General features: G+C 62.2%; 18 protein-coding genes. 11 read left to right on the top strand and 7 right to left on the bottom strand.

Going from position 1 to position 15,255, the window contains the following annotated elements; all coding sequences use genetic code 11:
* Positions 1 to 27: 27 nt before the first annotated feature.
* Both JQ611_RS23515 and JQ611_RS23510 read right to left on the bottom strand, forming a co-directional pair.
* A complete protein-coding gene (locus tag JQ611_RS23515) occupies positions 28 to 441 on the bottom strand; it encodes a response regulator (protein ID WP_212466730.1) in 414 nt (137 codons plus the stop codon).
* 28 nt (positions 442 to 469) lie between these two features.
* Entirely contained in the window at positions 470 to 634 is a 165-nt protein-coding gene (locus JQ611_RS23510) for a hypothetical protein (protein WP_212466729.1), read from the bottom strand.
* Positions 635 to 877: 243 nt separating this feature from the next.
* Between JQ611_RS23510 and JQ611_RS23505 the strand changes: the two genes are divergently transcribed.
* From JQ611_RS23505 to JQ611_RS23495, 3 genes are all read left to right on the top strand, one after another.
* Positions 878 to 2,086, top strand: coding sequence for a sensor histidine kinase (locus JQ611_RS23505; RefSeq protein WP_212262459.1), 1,209 nt, complete (start codon positions 878 to 880; stop codon positions 2,084 to 2,086).
* Between the two features lie 109 nt (positions 2,087 to 2,195).
* On the top strand, positions 2,196 to 2,510 hold the full coding sequence (locus JQ611_RS23500) for a hypothetical protein (protein ID WP_212466728.1): 315 nt from the start codon (positions 2,196 to 2,198) through the stop codon (positions 2,508 to 2,510).
* A gap of 128 nt (positions 2,511 to 2,638) precedes the next feature.
* On the top strand, positions 2,639 to 2,929 hold the full coding sequence (locus tag JQ611_RS23495) for a GlsB/YeaQ/YmgE family stress response membrane protein (protein WP_211994952.1): 291 nt from the start codon (positions 2,639 to 2,641) through the stop codon (positions 2,927 to 2,929).
* Between the two features lie 30 nt (positions 2,930 to 2,959).
* Here JQ611_RS23495 and JQ611_RS23490 read toward each other — a convergent pair whose 3' ends face one another.
* Positions 2,960 to 4,207, bottom strand: coding sequence for an MFS transporter (locus JQ611_RS23490; protein ID WP_212389720.1), 1,248 nt, complete (start codon positions 4,205 to 4,207; stop codon positions 2,960 to 2,962).
* Between the two features lie 55 nt (positions 4,208 to 4,262).
* A complete protein-coding gene (gene tyrS, locus JQ611_RS23485; RefSeq protein ID WP_212389721.1) occupies positions 4,263 to 5,516 on the bottom strand; it encodes a tyrosine--tRNA ligase in 1,254 nt (417 codons plus the stop codon).
* Positions 5,517 to 5,692: 176 nt separating this feature from the next.
* Here tyrS and JQ611_RS23480 point away from each other — a divergent pair, with 176 nt between their 5' ends.
* From JQ611_RS23480 to JQ611_RS23470, 3 genes are all read left to right on the top strand, one after another.
* Positions 5,693 to 6,796 (top strand): anhydro-N-acetylmuramic acid kinase, encoded by a 1,104-nt coding sequence (locus JQ611_RS23480; protein WP_212389722.1) that lies wholly within the window; start codon positions 5,693 to 5,695, stop codon positions 6,794 to 6,796.
* A gap of 128 nt (positions 6,797 to 6,924) precedes the next feature.
* Positions 6,925 to 7,602 carry a glutathione S-transferase family protein gene (locus tag JQ611_RS23475; RefSeq protein WP_212389723.1) on the top strand — a complete coding sequence of 226 codons (678 nt, stop codon included), beginning with the start codon at positions 6,925 to 6,927 and terminating at the stop codon, positions 7,600 to 7,602.
* 2 nt (positions 7,603 to 7,604) lie between these two features.
* On the top strand, positions 7,605 to 7,934 hold the full coding sequence (locus JQ611_RS23470) for a multidrug efflux SMR transporter (protein ID WP_212389724.1): 330 nt from the start codon (positions 7,605 to 7,607) through the stop codon (positions 7,932 to 7,934).
* Positions 7,935 to 7,938: 4 nt separating this feature from the next.
* Here the strand turns inward: JQ611_RS23470 and JQ611_RS23465 are convergent, their stop codons facing one another.
* From JQ611_RS23465 to JQ611_RS23455, 3 genes are all read right to left on the bottom strand, one after another.
* Positions 7,939 to 8,451: a DUF1697 domain-containing protein gene (locus tag JQ611_RS23465; protein ID WP_212466727.1), complete on the bottom strand. Its 513-nt coding sequence runs from the start codon at positions 8,449 to 8,451 to the stop codon at positions 7,939 to 7,941.
* A 15-nt stretch (positions 8,452 to 8,466) separates the two neighbouring features.
* Positions 8,467 to 9,114: an alpha/beta hydrolase gene (locus JQ611_RS23460; protein ID WP_074829094.1), complete on the bottom strand. Its 648-nt coding sequence runs from the start codon at positions 9,112 to 9,114 to the stop codon at positions 8,467 to 8,469.
* A 173-nt stretch (positions 9,115 to 9,287) separates the two neighbouring features.
* Positions 9,288 to 10,256, bottom strand: a complete 969-nt coding sequence (locus JQ611_RS23455; protein ID WP_212389726.1) for a LytTR family DNA-binding domain-containing protein — start codon at positions 10,254 to 10,256, stop codon at positions 9,288 to 9,290.
* 31 nt (positions 10,257 to 10,287) lie between these two features.
* Here JQ611_RS23455 and JQ611_RS23450 point away from each other — a divergent pair, with 31 nt between their 5' ends.
* The 5 genes from JQ611_RS23450 to sufC all read left to right on the top strand — a co-directional run bounded on the left by JQ611_RS23450 (position 10,288) and on the right by sufC (position 15,250).
* On the top strand, positions 10,288 to 11,502 hold the full coding sequence (locus JQ611_RS23450) for an acyltransferase family protein (protein WP_212466726.1): 1,215 nt from the start codon (positions 10,288 to 10,290) through the stop codon (positions 11,500 to 11,502).
* Positions 11,503 to 11,535: 33 nt separating this feature from the next.
* On the top strand, positions 11,536 to 12,696 hold the full coding sequence (locus JQ611_RS23445) for a cysteine desulfurase family protein (RefSeq protein ID WP_212466725.1): 1,161 nt from the start codon (positions 11,536 to 11,538) through the stop codon (positions 12,694 to 12,696).
* Positions 12,697 to 12,787: 91 nt separating this feature from the next.
* Positions 12,788 to 14,269, top strand: coding sequence for a Fe-S cluster assembly protein SufB (gene sufB / locus JQ611_RS23440; RefSeq protein WP_211994964.1), 1,482 nt, complete (start codon positions 12,788 to 12,790; stop codon positions 14,267 to 14,269).
* Between the two features lie 5 nt (positions 14,270 to 14,274).
* The gene (locus JQ611_RS23435) at positions 14,275 to 14,478 is read left to right on the top strand and encodes a GlyGly-CTERM sorting domain-containing protein (RefSeq protein ID WP_212466724.1); all 204 of its coding nucleotides are present in this window, start codon (positions 14,275 to 14,277) and stop codon (positions 14,476 to 14,478) included.
* A 16-nt stretch (positions 14,479 to 14,494) separates the two neighbouring features.
* Positions 14,495 to 15,250 (top strand): Fe-S cluster assembly ATPase SufC, encoded by a 756-nt coding sequence (gene sufC / locus JQ611_RS23430; RefSeq protein WP_212261867.1) that lies wholly within the window; start codon positions 14,495 to 14,497, stop codon positions 15,248 to 15,250.
* Positions 15,251 to 15,255: the final 5 nt, after the last annotated feature.

The following is a 15,255-nucleotide window of genomic DNA, read 5'->3' as shown; positions in this document are numbered from 1 at the left end:
ATGGTGCTCACGTCTGAGCAAAACAGCTCAGTGGACATTGCTGGGTTCCCGATAGGGATGGCCCAAGGGAGGCGCCAGCGTACACAGCGCCTCGACCAGTGCCGCAGTCTGGTAAGGCTTTGCGAGAAAGCAGCTGTCCTGCGGAAGTTCGAAGGGCCGCACGTGTCCCGATACGACGAGAATTTTGATTGGCGGCCAGCGGTTGCGCGCCGCGTGGGCCAATTGCAATCCGTTCATGCTGCCGGGCATGTCGATATCTGTGAGCAGCAACGCAATGTCTAAGCGGGATTCCAGCAGGGCCATCGCTGCGTCTGCATCAGCAGCTTCAATAACTGCAAAGCCTGCTTCCTCAACAATCTCTGCGGCACACATCCGCAGCAGTGTGTCGTCCTCTACGATCAGAACGATGGTCGGTGATTTGCTGGGCAATTCTGCAGCCATGTTGACGGGAACTTTCCTAAACGGGCTACTAGCTGCCGTGTCCCTGATTCGCCTGCTCGGTCAATTCGGCTGCCATCCGCAGACACTGCGCCTTCAATTCCGGGGTGAGCGACATGGATGCGAGTTCAATGAGGTCCGATGCCAGGCGCAGGCACTCAAGGTCGCGCTTTCGGTCGCTTTCAGAATCGAGCATGCGCACCTCCTGGAAGGTGTGAGTGATCGCACGCCGCCTTTCGTGCTGTCGGTGGTCCACACCACAGACCATGACCCACGTATTCGTGATGCTGCAGGAGCGGGCGCTCACGCACCGGGGCGCTGAAGTGAGCTGTTTTGCTCAGACTGACCAACGCCGGGCTGCCATAATGCTCTGAAAGCACTGGCTGAAATCTGAACTGATCCCTGGCGAAGGCCGTGCTCGGGAGGTCCGCGATTGCATATGCCGTCTGACGCAGTTCAGGAACTATTCAAGTTTCCTGCAGAATCGCCTGATCGGGACGAGCTTCCATACCGACTTCGGCAGCAATCCCTGCTCGGCGAGTTCGGCCGCATCGCTATGCAAACCCGCGACTACCGACAAATCCTGCAGCGGGCCACCGAGCTTTGCGCCGACGGGCTTCAGACACGATTCGCCAAAGTCTTGGAATATGTGCCGGAAGAGGACCACCTGAGGGTGCGCGCCGGCGTCGGCTGGGACCTCGACACCATCGATAGCGTCTCGCTCACCGCCGATCTCGGATCGCCGGCCGGATACGCCTACCAAACCGGGGCCACGGTTATCTCGAATCACCTGGAGGTGGAGACCCGTTTCCGGACACCCCAGCTCCTGAAGGATCACGGCGTCAGGCGCGCGATCAACGTGCTGATCGAAAAGGGCGGGGAGGGCAAAACGTTCTTCGGCGTATTGGAGGTCGATAGCGCCGATCCCGGCCAGTTTGACGAGGCGGACGCCGATTTTCTGGCCGGCTTTGCTGGCCTGCTCGGCGTCGCCATCGAACGTCAGCAGGCGGACGCCAAGCTGCAGGAGGCACTTGAGCACCAGGCGCTGCTGACGCGGGAGATGAGCCACCGCGTCAAGAACAGTCTGACTTCAGTGGTCGGGTTGCTGCGCGTGCAGGCCCGTACGGCTCTATCCCCGGATGTCAGAAATGCGCTTGAGGATGCAAGCCTGCGCGTCGACACCATCGCCCAGGTACATGATCATCTATGGCGTAGTTCGCACGTCGGTTTTGTCGAACTCGTAGACTTCATGAATGAGCTTTGCAAAAAGCTGCAAGGTACGACGGATGGCCATACGCTGCACTGCCATGCCGACCCAATGCTGCTTTCGGCTGACCATGCCATTCCATTGGGGCTCCTGATCAACGAACTCGTTACAAACGCGGTGAAATACGCCTACCCCGAAGGCGGTGGCGTTATCGAGGTCAGTGCGCGGGAAATCGACGAACATCTTCATGTCGAGGTTTCCGACCATGGCGTCGGCCTTCCGGACGGCTTCGACATTGATCAGTCGCAAACCAGTCTGGGGTTCAAGGTGATCGTCGGCATGGTGCGGCAGCTTCAAGGCAACCTGACGCTCACCTCCGGAAATCCCAAAGGGGCACATTTCCTGCTCGACCTGCCTATCCTGCCCCGAGTCAAAGAATAGATTCTTGCCTCTCGCGCCGTTCGATCCAGGCAGAACACGTGAAGATGTCGCAGGAACCAACGGGCCACCGGCCTATTGGTCCCCTGACACATCAACCCCCGGAGAAAAAATGAAAACGCTCACCCTCGCGCTGGCAGCCGGCGCTGCGGCGTTGTTCGCCACTGCCGCCTCGGCGGCTCCGCTTTCGATTGGCCCGGTCGCATCGGACAGCCACATTCAGAACGTACGCATGGTTTGCGACGAAGACGGCCGTTGCTGGCGTGAGCGCGGTGAGCGCCGCGTCATCCTTCGCGAGTCTCGCGACTCGTATGGCTATGCGCCGCGCGAGCGCTATATCGAGCGCCGCGGCTATGAAGAGCGCGAACCGGGTATTGGAATTCATGCGCCCGGCGTGAGCATTGGTGTCGGCGGCGGTCGATACTGAGCCACGCGCTACGAACGACCAAAGATCTGCCCGGCCGGCTTTGTTCGGTCGGGCATGATCAATCTTATACAGACAGATGCGGACCAGCCTGCAATGCTGGCCCTGCGGCCAACCGCTGAGGTGACGATATGCATATGTCGGGCGAGAGTTTGCTGGTCATCTTGTTTGTCGGTCTCGTGGCCGGCTGGCTCGCGGGCCAAATCGTGCAGGGGACCGGATTTGGGATCGTCGGCGATCTCCTTATCGGGATTGTGGGCGCCTTTATCGGAAGTTGGCTTTTGCCGCAGCTCGGCATTCATCTCGGAACCGGAATCATCAGCGCAATCATCAATGCGACCATCGGCGCGATATTGCTGCTTGTCGTCGTGCGGCTGGTTCGTGGCGGCGGCCGATGGCGAAGGAGCTGGTGGCGCCCGTGATGACAATTGCGCCGTCCCTGGATTGTATTGTCACCGCCGCAGCGCCGGCACCACCAGGAACGGGATCAATCCCAGCACCACGTTGACCAGCGCGAATACGAACAGCGCGTTGTAGCTGTGGGTCCAATCATGGATCAGGCCGCCGGCCCACGAGCCCAGCCCTGATCCGAGGCCGCTGCCGATCGAAATCGTGCCGAAGATGGTGCCGACCCGTTTGCCGCGGAAAATGTTCAGCGCAGTCGCGGTGATCAGCGGCCCACGCGAACCGATCATGCTGCCGAAAGAGATGATGAAGCCGGTCAGCAGCCAGTAGTTCGGATAATATTGCAGCAGCCAGAGCAGGATGATGCCGACGATCGAGACGCCGTAGCTGAACAGCACCGACGGCCTGCGGCCGATGATGCCGTCCAGCGTCGAAATCCCGAGCATGCCGAACAGCAGCACCACGCCGGAAAAACCCCAGGCCGTGGCCGCTTCCAGGGGAGGGAAGCCGGCGTCGATCAGATACGCCACGATCTGCGCTGTGATGGCGTACATCGCCACCGCGGTGAAAAAGAATGTCGAGAACAGCGCCCAGAAGACGTGGTGGAGCATCGCGCTCTTCAGCGTCCAGCCGTCATCGACGAAGCCGTCGTCGGTCTTCTTGACGACATGCGGTGAGCCGGTCGCGAACAGCCGCCACGGCATCAGCAGCAGCGGCAGCAACAGACACAGCGCCACGATCCCGAACCATTGATAGGCATCGCGCCAGCCGATGCGGTCGATCAGCAGCTGCGAGGCCGGCAGCAACACCAAAATGCCCGCGCCGGTCGCCGAATAGAGGATCGCCATCGCGGTTGGCAATCGCGGTCCGAACCAGCGGCCGAGCAGGATCGAGTTCGGCACCACGCCGATCAGCGCGATGCCGATGCCGACGCACAATCCCGTGGAGAGCTGGAACTGCCAGAGCGCCTGCGCGCGCGAGGCAACCAGAAACGAGCCGCCGAGCAGCAGCAATCCGAGCGAATAGACGAGGCGCGGCCCGGAGCGGTCAAACAGCCGGCCAACGAACGGCGCCATCAGTCCGCCCGCGAGCCAGGTCAGCGAATAGACCGAAACCACTTCGGCGCGGTCCCAGGCGAAACTCTCCGCGATCGGTTTCAGGAAAACCGTAAAACTCTCGCCGAGGCCGCGGCCGACCACCGACAGCGCAAAGCATAGCGCCAGCACATTGAGGGCCGTGCGCGCCGGTCTTGGCGGCGTCGTCAGCGCGTCTCCCCCTGGCGTCTTTTGATCCATGGAAGGCAGGGAGCGCGCTTCTGCGCCGCCGAGCAAGCGCGTAAAGCGAATACGCCTATGCAGGCTTGAGCAGGACGTGCTTCTTCTTGCCCATCGACAGCTTGATAACGCCTTCCTGCGTGAGGTTTGCGGCGTTCAGGACCATCTTCTCGTCGGTCACGGCAGCATCATTGACACGAAGGCCGCCGCCCTTGATCTGGCGGCGTGCCTCGCCATTCGATGCGACGAGGCCGGCTTTGACGAATGCCGCGAGGACGCCGATGCCGGCATCAAGTTCGCCGCGCGGAATTTCCACCGTCGGCAGGCTTTCCGCGATTGCGCCTTCCTCAAAGGTCTGCCGCGCGGTTTCGGAGGCGGTGTTGGCGGCTTCGCGGCCGTGCAGCAGCGCGGTTGCTTCCGTCGCCAGCACCTTCTTGGCCTCGTTGATCTCGCCGCCTTGCAGCGCCGCAAGCTTGTTGATCTCGCCCATCGGCAGGATCGTGAACAGCTTTAGGAATTTCACGACGTCGGCATCCTCGACGTTGCGCCAGTATTGCCAGAAATCGTAAGGCGAGAACGCGTCGGCGTTGAGCCACACCGCGCCTTGCGCGGTCTTGCCCATCTTGGCGCCCGATGCGGTGGTGAGCAGCGGCGTGGTCAGCGCGAACAACTGTTCCGTGCCCATGCGGCGGCCGAGATCGACGCCGTTGACGATGTTGCCCCATTGGTCGGAGCCGCCCATCTGCAGCCTGCAGCCGGTGCGGCGCGCCAGTTCGACGAAGTCATAGGCCTGGCAGACCATGTAATTGAACTCGATGAAGCTCATCTCCTGCTCGCGTTCGAGCCGCAGGCGCACCGAGTCCATCGTCAGCATGCGGTTGACCGAGAAATGCCGGCCGATGTCGCGCAGCATTTCGATCCAGTTCAGCTTGGTCAGCCATTCGGCGTTGTCGAGCATGATGGCGTCGCTGGCGCCGTTGCCGTAGCGCAGCACTTTGGCGAACACGCCGCGGATCGAGGCCTTGTTGGCCTCGATTTCCGCGATGGAGCGGATCGCGCGCGACTCGTCCTTGCCGGAGGGATCGCCGACCATGGTGGTGCCGCCGCCCATCAGGGTGATCGGCTTGTTGCCGCTTTGCTGCAGCCAGTGCAGCATCATCATGGTGAGGTAATTGCCGATATGCAGCGACGGCGCGGTACAATCGTAGCCGACATAGGCGGTCGCCTGGCCCTTCGCGGCGAGCGCGTCGAGGCCTTCGAAATCGGAACATTGGTGGATAAAGCCGCGTTCCTGTAAAATGTTCAGGAAATCTGATTTAAATGCGGTCATTGGTCTGCGACTCTGATCATTCTATTTTCACGGTAATTGTAACGAGTTGCGGAACCATAGCGGAATGGCCTGCCGCAAGCGCGTGCGGTGTGGCATTATAAGATGTCCGTGTTTGGCACAAGCTGGTCGTCGTCGGCGGGACGATTCGAGCAGGGCGTGGCGAAGGCACGATTACTATGATGTTGACGGCAATAGGTTTGATGAGCGGCACCTCGCTCGACGGGGTCGATGTCGCCATGATCGAAACCGATGGCCGGAAAGTCCGGGCTTTTGGGCCATCCGGATATCGTCCCTACAGCGAAATGGAGCGCCGCCTGCTGCGCCAGGCGCTGTACGAGGCCGTCAACCTGCCGCAGCGCGATGCGCGGCCGGGTGTCCTGCGGCAGGCCGAACAGGCCGTCACTTTGGCCCATGCCGAGGCGGTGGCCGCCTTTACCGCGCAACACCGCATCTCCGCCCAGGACATCGACATCGTCGGCTTTCACGGCCAGACCGTGCTGCACCGGCCTGAGCGCCGATTGACGGTACAGATCGGCGATGCCGCAGCCCTGGCCAAGGCGATCCACATTCCCGTCATGCATGATTTCCGCGCCGCCGACGTCGCCGCCGGCGGGCAGGGCGCGCCCTTTGTGCCGGTCTATCACCGCGCGCTGGCCCAGTCGCTGGAGCGCGAGGGGCCGATCGTTGTGGTTAATATCGGCGGGGTCTCCAACATCACCTATATCGACGGCACCGATACGCTGATCGCCTGCGACACCGGTCCCGGCAACGCGCTGCTCGACGACCACATGTACCGTGTCCTGAACCAGCGCTTCGACACCGCGGGCCAGACCGCCGCGCAAGGCAAGGTCGATGACGCCTGGATCGCCCGCGCGCTGGCGCTGCCGTTCTTTGCCAAGCCGCCGCCCAAATCGCTCGACCGCAATGACTTTGCCGCGTTGAAGGTTGACGGGATGTCGCCTGTGGACGGCGCCGCGACCCTGACCGCGTTCACGGCCGCGTCGATCGCCCGGATCGTGCCGCTGCTGCCGAAGGTGCCGAAGAGCTGGATCGTGGCCGGCGGCGGCGCCCGCAACCTGACCATGCTCCGGATGCTGCGCGACCGGCTGGCGCCGGCAACCGTCGAGGCCGCGGATGGGCTGGGCTGGGCCTCGGATGCGATCGAGGCGCAGGCTTTTGGATTTCTGGCGGCGCGGGGCTTGAAAGGCCTGCCGCTGAGCTATCCGGCCACCACCGGGGTGCCGATCCCGATGACCGGGGGGCTCATGGCCCGGCCGTAACGGCCGGGATCAAGATATGTTGATGCAATTGCATCGACCTTGACGACTGCATGCAATCGCATCTAATTTGATGCAGGTGCATGAAGCGAGCCGTTCGGCTTTGCCTTCAGTTCTCTTTGGAGGTCGTCATGACGGCAAAACTGACTTTGATCAGCCACAAGCTTTGTCCCTATGTGCAGCGCGCGGTGATCGCGCTGAACGAGAAGGGCGTCCCGTTCGAGCGCGTCGACATCGACCTCGCCAACAAGCCGGACTGGTTCCTGAAGCTTTCGCCGCTCGGCAAGGTGCCGGTGCTGATCGTGCGCAGCGATGCGGGCGAGGTGGCGCTGTTCGAGAGCAACGTGATCTGCGAGTACATCGAGGAGACGCAAGCGGGCGCAAAACTGCACTCGCAGGATCCATTGCAGCGGGCGCAGCACCGGGCCTGGATGGAATTCGGCTCGACTATTTTAAGCGAGCTGTGGGGCCTCGAAACCACCGGCGATGCCGCGGTGTTTGAAGCCAAACGCGTCGCGGTGGCCGCGAAATTTGCGCGCGTCGAGGAGGCGCTGGGTTCGGGTCCATTCTTTGCCGGCGAAAAATTCAGTCTCGTGGATGCCGTGTTCGCGCCGATTTTCCGGTACTTCGATGTGTTCGACGAGTTGATCGACCTCTCGATCTTCGCACAGACGCCGAAGGTGCGCGCATGGCGGATGGCGCTGGCAACGCGGGAAAGTGTCCGCAACGCCGTCGGCGCCGACTATCCGCAATTGCTGCACGCGTTTCTGGTTCGCCATAACGCGCACATGCTGAAACTGGCGGCATAACCATGTCGCCGCCGGTCGCCTGGATCGCGCTGGTGACGGCCGGGCTGCTCGATGTCGGCTGGGCGATCTCGATGAAATACGCCGAGGGTTATACGCGGCTGGGCTGGAGCATCGTCTCGCTGGTGCTGCTGGCGGCGTTCGTGTTTTTGCTCGGGCGTGCGCTGCAGGTGCTGGAGATTGGCGTCGCCTACACGGTGTGGACCGGCATCGGCGCGGTCGGGACCCTGACCATGGGCGTGCTGCTGTTCGGCGAGGCGCTCAACCCGGTGAAGATCGCCGGCATCGTGCTGGTCATGACCGGCATCGTCGCGTTGAAGATGGCGCCGGCGTAAGCGGTTACAAATCGCTCGCCATCTTCGCCAGCGCCGCAATCGTATTCGTGTTGCGCGCCGTTCCCGCTTTTGCGGCAGGGATCACCAGTTTCGATTGCCCGATGCCGTCGCCGTAATGGACATAGATCTCGCGCGCGCCCAGTCCGATTTCATCGTCCTTGCGGTGTCTGACAGCGGCAAGCGTATCCGCCGGCGGCTTGGCGTCGAGAAAGATCGCGAGCGTCCGATTGCCCGGCGCCTTTGGAAACGGATTGTTGTTCAAGACGGCCTGCATCTCGGCGGCGGTGCGCACCATCACGCCGACAGCCTTGCCGGCATAGGCTTCAAGTCGCGCTTCCAGCGCCTTCTTCACGGCGGGTTCGGATTTGCGGCTGGTGAACACCACATTGCCGCTGGCGATGTAGGTGCGGACGCCCTCGAAGCCGAGCGCCTCGCACATTGCTTTCAGCTCGGTCATCGGTAGCTTGCCGGTGCCGCCGACATTGACGGCACGAAGGGGAGCGACGAAGGCGGTCATCGCGCGCCGCCTCGTTTACCGGACGTTGGCGAGCCGCATGTCGAGATAGCCGGTCACCGTCTCCATCAGCGGCTGCAATTTGCCGTCGAAGAAATGGTTGGCGCCGGGAATGATCTGCTGGTCGATCACGATGCCCTTTTGGGTCTTGAGCTTCTCGACCAGCGTGTTGACGTCCTTCGGCGGCACCACCGCATCCTTCTCGCCATGCACGATCAGGCCCGACGACGGGCAGGGCGCAAGGAACGAGAAATCATAGAGATTGGCGGGCGGTGCGATCGAAATAAAACCTTCGACCTCCGGCCGGCGCATCAGAAGCTGCATGCCGATCCAGGCGCCGAACGAAAAGCCGGCAACCCAGCAGGCGCGCGCTTCGGGATTGATGGTCTGCGCCCAGTCGAGCGCGGAAGCCGCATCCGACAACTCGCCGGTGCCGTGATCGAACGAGCCCTGGCTGCGGCCGACGCCGCGGAAATTGAATCGCAGGACCGAAAAGCCGCGATGCGCGAACGCGTAGTAGCACTGGTAGACGATCTGGTGGTTCATCGTGCCGTGAAACTGCGGATGCGGATGCAGGATCATCGCGATCGGCGCGTTCTTCTGCTTCGCCGGATGGTAACGGCCTTCGAGGCGGCCCGCAGGACCGGTGAAAATAACTTCAGGCATTGATGATCCTTGGAAGTCTTCCTTGGCAACGGACGTGATCCGGCAGAAACGATGATCGGACGTCGTTGGGGCGATGCGCGGACAGCGCTCGGTGAACTTGTGGCCGCGTTCTAACATGACGCGAGGGGCAAAAAGCAAGGACTTTATGCACCCAGGGCCGCGCCAATGCGAATTCAGCGCCCGGGATAAGTATTTGAAGGATTTAGCAGATCTGTTTTCGTCTCAAGCGAGGCGATGGCGTTGCGGTAGCGCCGGCTGCCCACAGCGGTCTGGCCGGTGTCGAAGGTAAGCTCGAAATCTCCCGATGGCTTCAACGCCACGGCGGTCACCCGGTCGAGATTGGCGAGCCGGGTGCGGTGGACGCGCGCCAGTTTGAATCGCGCAAGCTCAGCCTCGGCCGCTGCCAGCGTTCCGCGGACCAGATGGCTGCGACCATCGGCGAGGCTGTATTCGACATAGTTCCCGGCCGAACTGATCCAGATAATCTCTTTGGGTTCGATGCGGATACGGGTGGTGCCGTCGCGCAGCCAGACCATATGCGGCAGCGCTTCCGCTGCCGTGGCGGGGGCCGCCGTCGCAACCGCCCCGACCTCGCGGCGGCTGTCGATCAGCCACATGCCGCCACCGATCAACAGGCAGGTGACCGCGTCCTTGCGGGCCTCATAGAGCAAGGTCGCAAGCGAGAGGTGGAAATCATAGCTGCCGCCGAGCAGCCACAGCACGAGTTTACGCAAGGCCACCATCCCGGTGATGTGTACGGCGGAGAAGACGATGATTGCCGCGATCACCAGCGCGATACGGACCAGCCGGCGAGGTTCCCGGCGGATTCGCCTGACCGCGGCGAACAGGGCCGGCGCCAGCAGGATGATGACGGCAATGCTGGTCATCTCCCAGAGCAGCGGCGTCTTGAGGTTATACGAGCCGCCGCGCCGGGCGATGTCGTCCGCGGTCGACAGCGCGTTGACGCTGCCGATCGCTAGCGCGACCGCCGCGACTGCGGCGTAGACCAACCAGTCGGCGCCGGTTATCCCGCGAAACAGGCCGCTGGTCCCACGCGGGGTCGTCTCGTCCCAAGCAGGCTGGTTTTGATCCCAAACCGGCTCGACGCCACGGCCATCAGGCGCATTTTTGACGTCGGTCATCCAACTTCGTCGCGCATTGAGGGATCAAGCCATGTGGCAGCAAACCATATCACAACCACCGGATTCCGCTTCCGGCTCCGAGCGGCGCATCGATCTGGACTGGGTGCGGATCGCAGCCTTCGGCCTGCTGATCTTCTACCATGTCGGCATGCTCTACGTTTCCTGGGGCTTCCACATCAAGAGCGTGCATCGGATCGCTGCGCTGGAACCGGTGATGCTGGTGCTCAATCCATGGCGGCTGGCGCTGTTGTTCCTGGTTTCGGGCGTGGCGACCCGCTTCATGCTGGGCAAATACAAGTTGGGGCCGCTGCTGCGGTCGCGGTCGGCGCGGCTATTGATACCCCTGGTGTTCGGCATGCTGGTGATCGTGCCGCCGCAGGCCTATGACCAGATCGTCGAGGCGGTTGGCTATCCGGCCGGCTTCGTCGATTTCTACCAGCGGCATTACCTCGCTTTCGGGCCGCAATTCTGCCCAACCCCCTGCATCCTGCTGCCGACCTGGAACCATCTCTGGTTCGTGGCCTATCTGTGGGTTTACACGATGGCGCTGGGCGGCGTGCTGGCGCTGGCTCCCGGACTTCTCGGCTGGATCGAACGGCGGCTGGCATCGGCGCTATCGGGCGTGCTGCTGCTGGTCGTGCCGCCGCTGCTGCTTGCGGCCTATCGTCTGGTCCTGCTGCCACACTTTCCATCGACGCACGCGCTGTTCGGCGACTGGTACAATCACGCGCTGTTCGCGACCGTCTTCCTGTTCGGCTTTGTGCTGGCCCGCGCTGCGGCCATCTGGGAGGCGATGGAGCGTCTGCGCTGGCTGGCGCTGTCGCTGGCGGCCGTATTCTTTCTGTGCTTTCTCGCCGTGTGGGCGACCAGGTACGGCGGCATGCCGCTGAAAATCTTGGCCGGCTTGGCCTACGGATCCTATCAATGGCTTTGCATGGTCGCGCTGCTCGGCTTCGCGCGGCGATGGTTGACCGCGGATTCGCCGGTGCGGCGCTATCTCACCGATGCGATCTTCCCGTATTACATCGTGCACCAGACCGCGATCATCATGATTGCGCATGCACTGCGCGGACAGGGTCTGCCAGCCTGGCTTGAGGCGGGGATCGTCATTTCGGGCACGATCGCGGCCTGCGTGGCGACCTATGAGATCGTTCGGCGCGTCACTATCTTGAGACCCTTGTTCGGATTGCGGATGGCATCCGAACCGGCCATGCCGGTGCGGGCGCGGAGCCAGCCCGCGCAATGATTGGCCGCCTCGCAAAAGGTGTTAAGACGGCGCATGCCCGACCGGATCTATCTCGACTGGAACGCGACCACGCCGCTTCGCCCGGAAGCCAAGGCGGCGCTGGCGGCGGCCTGGGAGCTAGCCGGCAACCCGTCCTCGGTCCACACCGAGGGCCGCCAGGCGCGCCGGCTGGTCGAGGACGCCCGCGCCACGGTCGCCGCGGCGGTCGGCGCCCGGCCGCAGGATGTGGTCTTTTCATCAGGTGGAACCGAGGCCAACGCGCTCGCTCTGACGCCGGGCTTGCGGCGGGGCGCAGGGCAGCCGGTTCAGCGGCTCCTGGTGTCGGCCATCGAACACGCCTCCGTGCTGTCGGGCGGACGGTTTCCACCCGACGTGATCAAGACCATCAAGGTCACGGCCTCGGGCCTTGTTGATCTCGACCATCTGCGCGAGCTGCTGAACGGCCCTCCCGCGCTGGTGTCGGTGATGCTGGCCAATAACGAGACCGGTGCCATTCAGCCCGTGGCAGAGGTATCTCAGATCGTCCATGAGGCCGGCGGGCTGCTGCATGTCGATGCGATCCAAGCATACGGCAAAATACCCTTTAATATCAATTCGATCGACGCCGATCTCGTCACGCTTTCGGCGCACAAGATCGGCGGGCCCAAGGGCGTCGGCGCTGTTGTGTTGGCCCAGGATGTGCTGGGGCTGGAGCCGCTGCTGCGCGGCGGCGGGCAGGAGCTGGGACGCCGGGCGGGTACCGAGAACGTTGCGGGAATTTCGGCGTTTGGCGCCGCTGCCAGGGCGGCGATGGCAGCGCTGGACGTGGATACGGGACGCCTGCAGGGGCTCAAAGATCGCCTCGAGGACGGTCTGAAGCAGACGCCTGGGATGATCGTCTTCTCGGAAAGCGTCCCGCGGTTGCCCAATACCACCCTGTTCAGCGTTCCCGGCCTAAAGGCCGAAACGGCCGTGATTGGCTTCGATCTCGCCGGTATTGCGGTATCGTCGGGCGCCGCCTGCTCATCGGGCAAGGTCCAGCCCTCGCATGTCCTGGACGCCATGGGGCAGGGCCGGGAACTGGCTCAGGGAGCTGTGCGGCTCAGTCTGGGGTGGTCTACATCACAGACAGAGATTGAATTGGCCCTCAAGGCTTGGCGAAAGCTCACCAATACCTTACTTAAGAGCGACGAAACACAGGTTGAACGGTTCTAAGCAATCGGTTCTGAACCAATCAGGATCGATCAGGCTCTAGAACCGCCGGATTGATCCACCGCGGTCCTTGAAACCGCGAGCGGAGGATGGAATGGCTGCCGTACAGGAGACGGTCGATCGCGTCAGGCAGATCGACGTTGACCAATATCGATATGGATTTGAGACGCTGATCGAGTCCGACAAGGCTCCTAAGGGGCTGTCGGAAGACACCGTCCGCTTCATCTCTGCGAAAAAGAATGAGCCGGCCTGGATGCTGGAGTGGCGGCTGGAGGCCTATCGCCGCTGGCTGACCATGACCGAGCCGCAATGGGCGCGCGTCAACTATCCCAAGATCGACTATCAGGATCTCTATTACTATTCGGCGCCGAAGCCGAAGAAGACGATCGGTTCGCTCGATGAGATCGATCCCGACATCCTGAAGACCTACGAGAAGCTCGGTATTCCCTTGCGCGAAGTCGAGGTGCTGGAAGGCGTCGTACGCCCAGAAGGCCAGCGCAAGATCGCGGTCGACGCTGTCTTCGATTCGGTCTCGGTCGCGACCACGTTCCAGAAGGAGCTGAAGCAGGCCGGCGTGATCTTCATGCCGATCTCGGAAGCGATCCGCGAACACCCTGAACTCGTAAAGAAGTATCTCGGCACGGTCGTGCCGACTTCGGACAATTATTTCGCGACGCTGAATTCGGCTGTCTTCTCCGACGGCTCGTTCGTCTATGTGCCGCCGGGCGTGCGCTGCCCGATGGAGTTGTCGACTTACTTCCGCATCAACGAGCGCAACACCGGCCAGTTCGAGCGTACGCTGATCATCGCCGACAAGGGTTCTTACGTCAGCTATCTCGAAGGCTGCACCGCGCCGCAACGCGACGAGAACCAGTTGCACGCCGCGGTCGTCGAACTCGTCACGCACGACGATGCCGAGATCAAATATTCGACCGTGCAGAACTGGTACCCCGGCAACTCCGAGGGCAAGGGCGGCATCTACAATTTCGTCACCAAGCGTGGCGACTGCCGCGGCAATAATTCCAAGATATCGTGGACCCAGGTCGAGACCGGTTCTGCGATCACCTGGAAATATCCGAGCTGCATCCTGCGCGGCGACAATTCACGCGGCGAGTTCTATTCGATCGCGATCTCGAACGGTCACCAGCAGGTCGATTCCGGCACCAAGATGATTCATCTCGGCAAGAACACGACGAGCCGGATCATCTCCAAGGGCATCGCCGCCGGCGTCTCGCAAAACACCTATCGTGGCCTCGTCACCGCCCACAGGAAAGCAACAGGCGCGCGCAACTTCACCGCCTGCGACTCGCTCCTGATCGGCGATAAATGCGGCGCGCACACCGTGCCTTATGTCGAAGCCAAGAACTCCTCGGCGCTGTTCGAGCACGAAGCCACCACGTCGAAGATTTCGGAAGACGTGCTGTTCTACTGCGTGCAGCGCGGGCTCAGCCAGGAAGAAGCTGTCGGCCTCGTGGTCAACGGTTTCGTGAAGGATGTGCTGCAGCAACTGCCGATGGAGTTCGCGGTCGAAGCGCAGAAGCTGATCTCGATCTCGCTGGAGGGCAGCGTCGGGTAATCCGGATGGTTCGAAACATCTTCTACTTCATACGGTTTGCGCCGCTCGCGTTGTTTTTGATGATTGCGATCGTCGGATTGTTTGCCGTGTTGATCGGGAGTTTGGCGGGATCGGTTGAAGCTACCGAATTCGGCAAACTGGCTGCAGGTGGTGGATCTCTGGGGTTTTTTGCCTGGCTTTTTTTGCCAGTTCTAGTTCGGGCGTTTTAGGCCAGAAGGAAAGAATATGACTGCGTTACTTGAAGTGAAAGACCTGAAAGTCCGTGTCGAGGAGCGTGAGATCCTCCATGGGCTGTCGCTCACGGTAAATCCGGGCGAGGTGCATGCGATCATGGGGCCGAACGGCTCCGGCAAATCGACGCTGTCGCACGTCATCGCCGGCAAGCCCGGCTATGAAGTCACCGGCGGCGAAATCCTGTTTAGGGGCGAGGACCTCCTGGAGATGTCGCCGGATGAGCGCGCCGCCAAGGGCGTGTTCCTGGCGTTCCAGTATCCGGTGGAAATTCCCGGCGTCGCCACCATGAACTTCCTGCACGTGGCGCTGAACGCGCAACGCAAGGCGCGCGGCGAGAGCCAGCTGACGACGCCGGAATTCCTGAAGAAGGCCTATGCCGCGGCGGCCAGCCTGAACATTCCGCGCGACATGCTCAAGCGCGGCGTCAATGTCGGGTTTTCCGGCGGCGAGAAGAAGCGCAACGAGATTCTGCAGATGGCGCTGTTCGAGCCGGCCGTCTGCATCCTCGACGAAATGGATTCCGGCCTCGACATCGACGCCCTGCGCGTCGCAGCCGACGGCGTCAACGCGCTGCGTTCGCAGGGCAGGGCCATGGTCGTCATCACCCACTACCAGCGGCTGCTCAACTACATCGTGCCTGATTTCGTGCACGTGATGTCCAAGGGCCGCGTCGTCAAAAGCGGCGGCAAGGAACTGGCGCTGGAGCTCGAGGCTTCCGGCTACGCCCAGTTCGAAGACGCAGCCTGAGGCGG

This window comes from Bradyrhizobium sp. AUGA SZCCT0182 (genome assembly GCF_018130185.1).
Taxonomy (GTDB): Bacteria; Pseudomonadota; Alphaproteobacteria; order Rhizobiales; family Xanthobacteraceae; genus Bradyrhizobium.
This window is presented reverse-complemented; position numbering and strand designations above follow the sequence as displayed.

Bases quoted from the DNA above. Each gene is read 5' to 3' on its own strand.
- JQ611_RS23515 (WP_212466730.1), bottom strand. From the start codon at position 441: ATGGCTGCAGAATTGCCCAGCAAATCACCGACCATCGTTCTGATCGTA.
- JQ611_RS23510 (WP_212466729.1), bottom strand. From the start codon at position 634: ATGCTCGATTCTGAAAGCGACCGAAAGCGCGACCTTGAGTGCCTGCGC.
- JQ611_RS23505 (WP_212262459.1), top strand. From the start codon at position 878: ATGCCGTCTGACGCAGTTCAGGAACTATTCAAGTTTCCTGCAGAATCG.
- JQ611_RS23500 (WP_212466728.1), top strand. From the start codon at position 2,196: ATGAAAACGCTCACCCTCGCGCTGGCAGCCGGCGCTGCGGCGTTGTTC.
- JQ611_RS23495 (WP_211994952.1), top strand. From the start codon at position 2,639: ATGCATATGTCGGGCGAGAGTTTGCTGGTCATCTTGTTTGTCGGTCTC.
- JQ611_RS23490 (WP_212389720.1), bottom strand. From the start codon at position 4,207: ATGGATCAAAAGACGCCAGGGGGAGACGCGCTGACGACGCCGCCAAGA.
- tyrS (WP_212389721.1), bottom strand. From the start codon at position 5,516: ATGACCGCATTTAAATCAGATTTCCTGAACATTTTACAGGAACGCGGC.
- JQ611_RS23480 (WP_212389722.1), top strand. From the start codon at position 5,693: ATGATGTTGACGGCAATAGGTTTGATGAGCGGCACCTCGCTCGACGGG.
- JQ611_RS23475 (WP_212389723.1), top strand. From the start codon at position 6,925: ATGACGGCAAAACTGACTTTGATCAGCCACAAGCTTTGTCCCTATGTG.
- JQ611_RS23470 (WP_212389724.1), top strand. From the start codon at position 7,605: ATGTCGCCGCCGGTCGCCTGGATCGCGCTGGTGACGGCCGGGCTGCTC.
- JQ611_RS23465 (WP_212466727.1), bottom strand. From the start codon at position 8,451: ATGACCGCCTTCGTCGCTCCCCTTCGTGCCGTCAATGTCGGCGGCACC.
- JQ611_RS23460 (WP_074829094.1), bottom strand. From the start codon at position 9,114: ATGCCTGAAGTTATTTTCACCGGTCCTGCGGGCCGCCTCGAAGGCCGT.
- JQ611_RS23455 (WP_212389726.1), bottom strand. From the start codon at position 10,256: ATGACCGACGTCAAAAATGCGCCTGATGGCCGTGGCGTCGAGCCGGTT.
- JQ611_RS23450 (WP_212466726.1), top strand. From the start codon at position 10,288: ATGTGGCAGCAAACCATATCACAACCACCGGATTCCGCTTCCGGCTCC.
- JQ611_RS23445 (WP_212466725.1), top strand. From the start codon at position 11,536: ATGCCCGACCGGATCTATCTCGACTGGAACGCGACCACGCCGCTTCGC.
- sufB (WP_211994964.1), top strand. From the start codon at position 12,788: ATGGCTGCCGTACAGGAGACGGTCGATCGCGTCAGGCAGATCGACGTT.
- JQ611_RS23435 (WP_212466724.1), top strand. From the start codon at position 14,275: ATGGTTCGAAACATCTTCTACTTCATACGGTTTGCGCCGCTCGCGTTG.
- sufC (WP_212261867.1), top strand. From the start codon at position 14,495: ATGACTGCGTTACTTGAAGTGAAAGACCTGAAAGTCCGTGTCGAGGAG.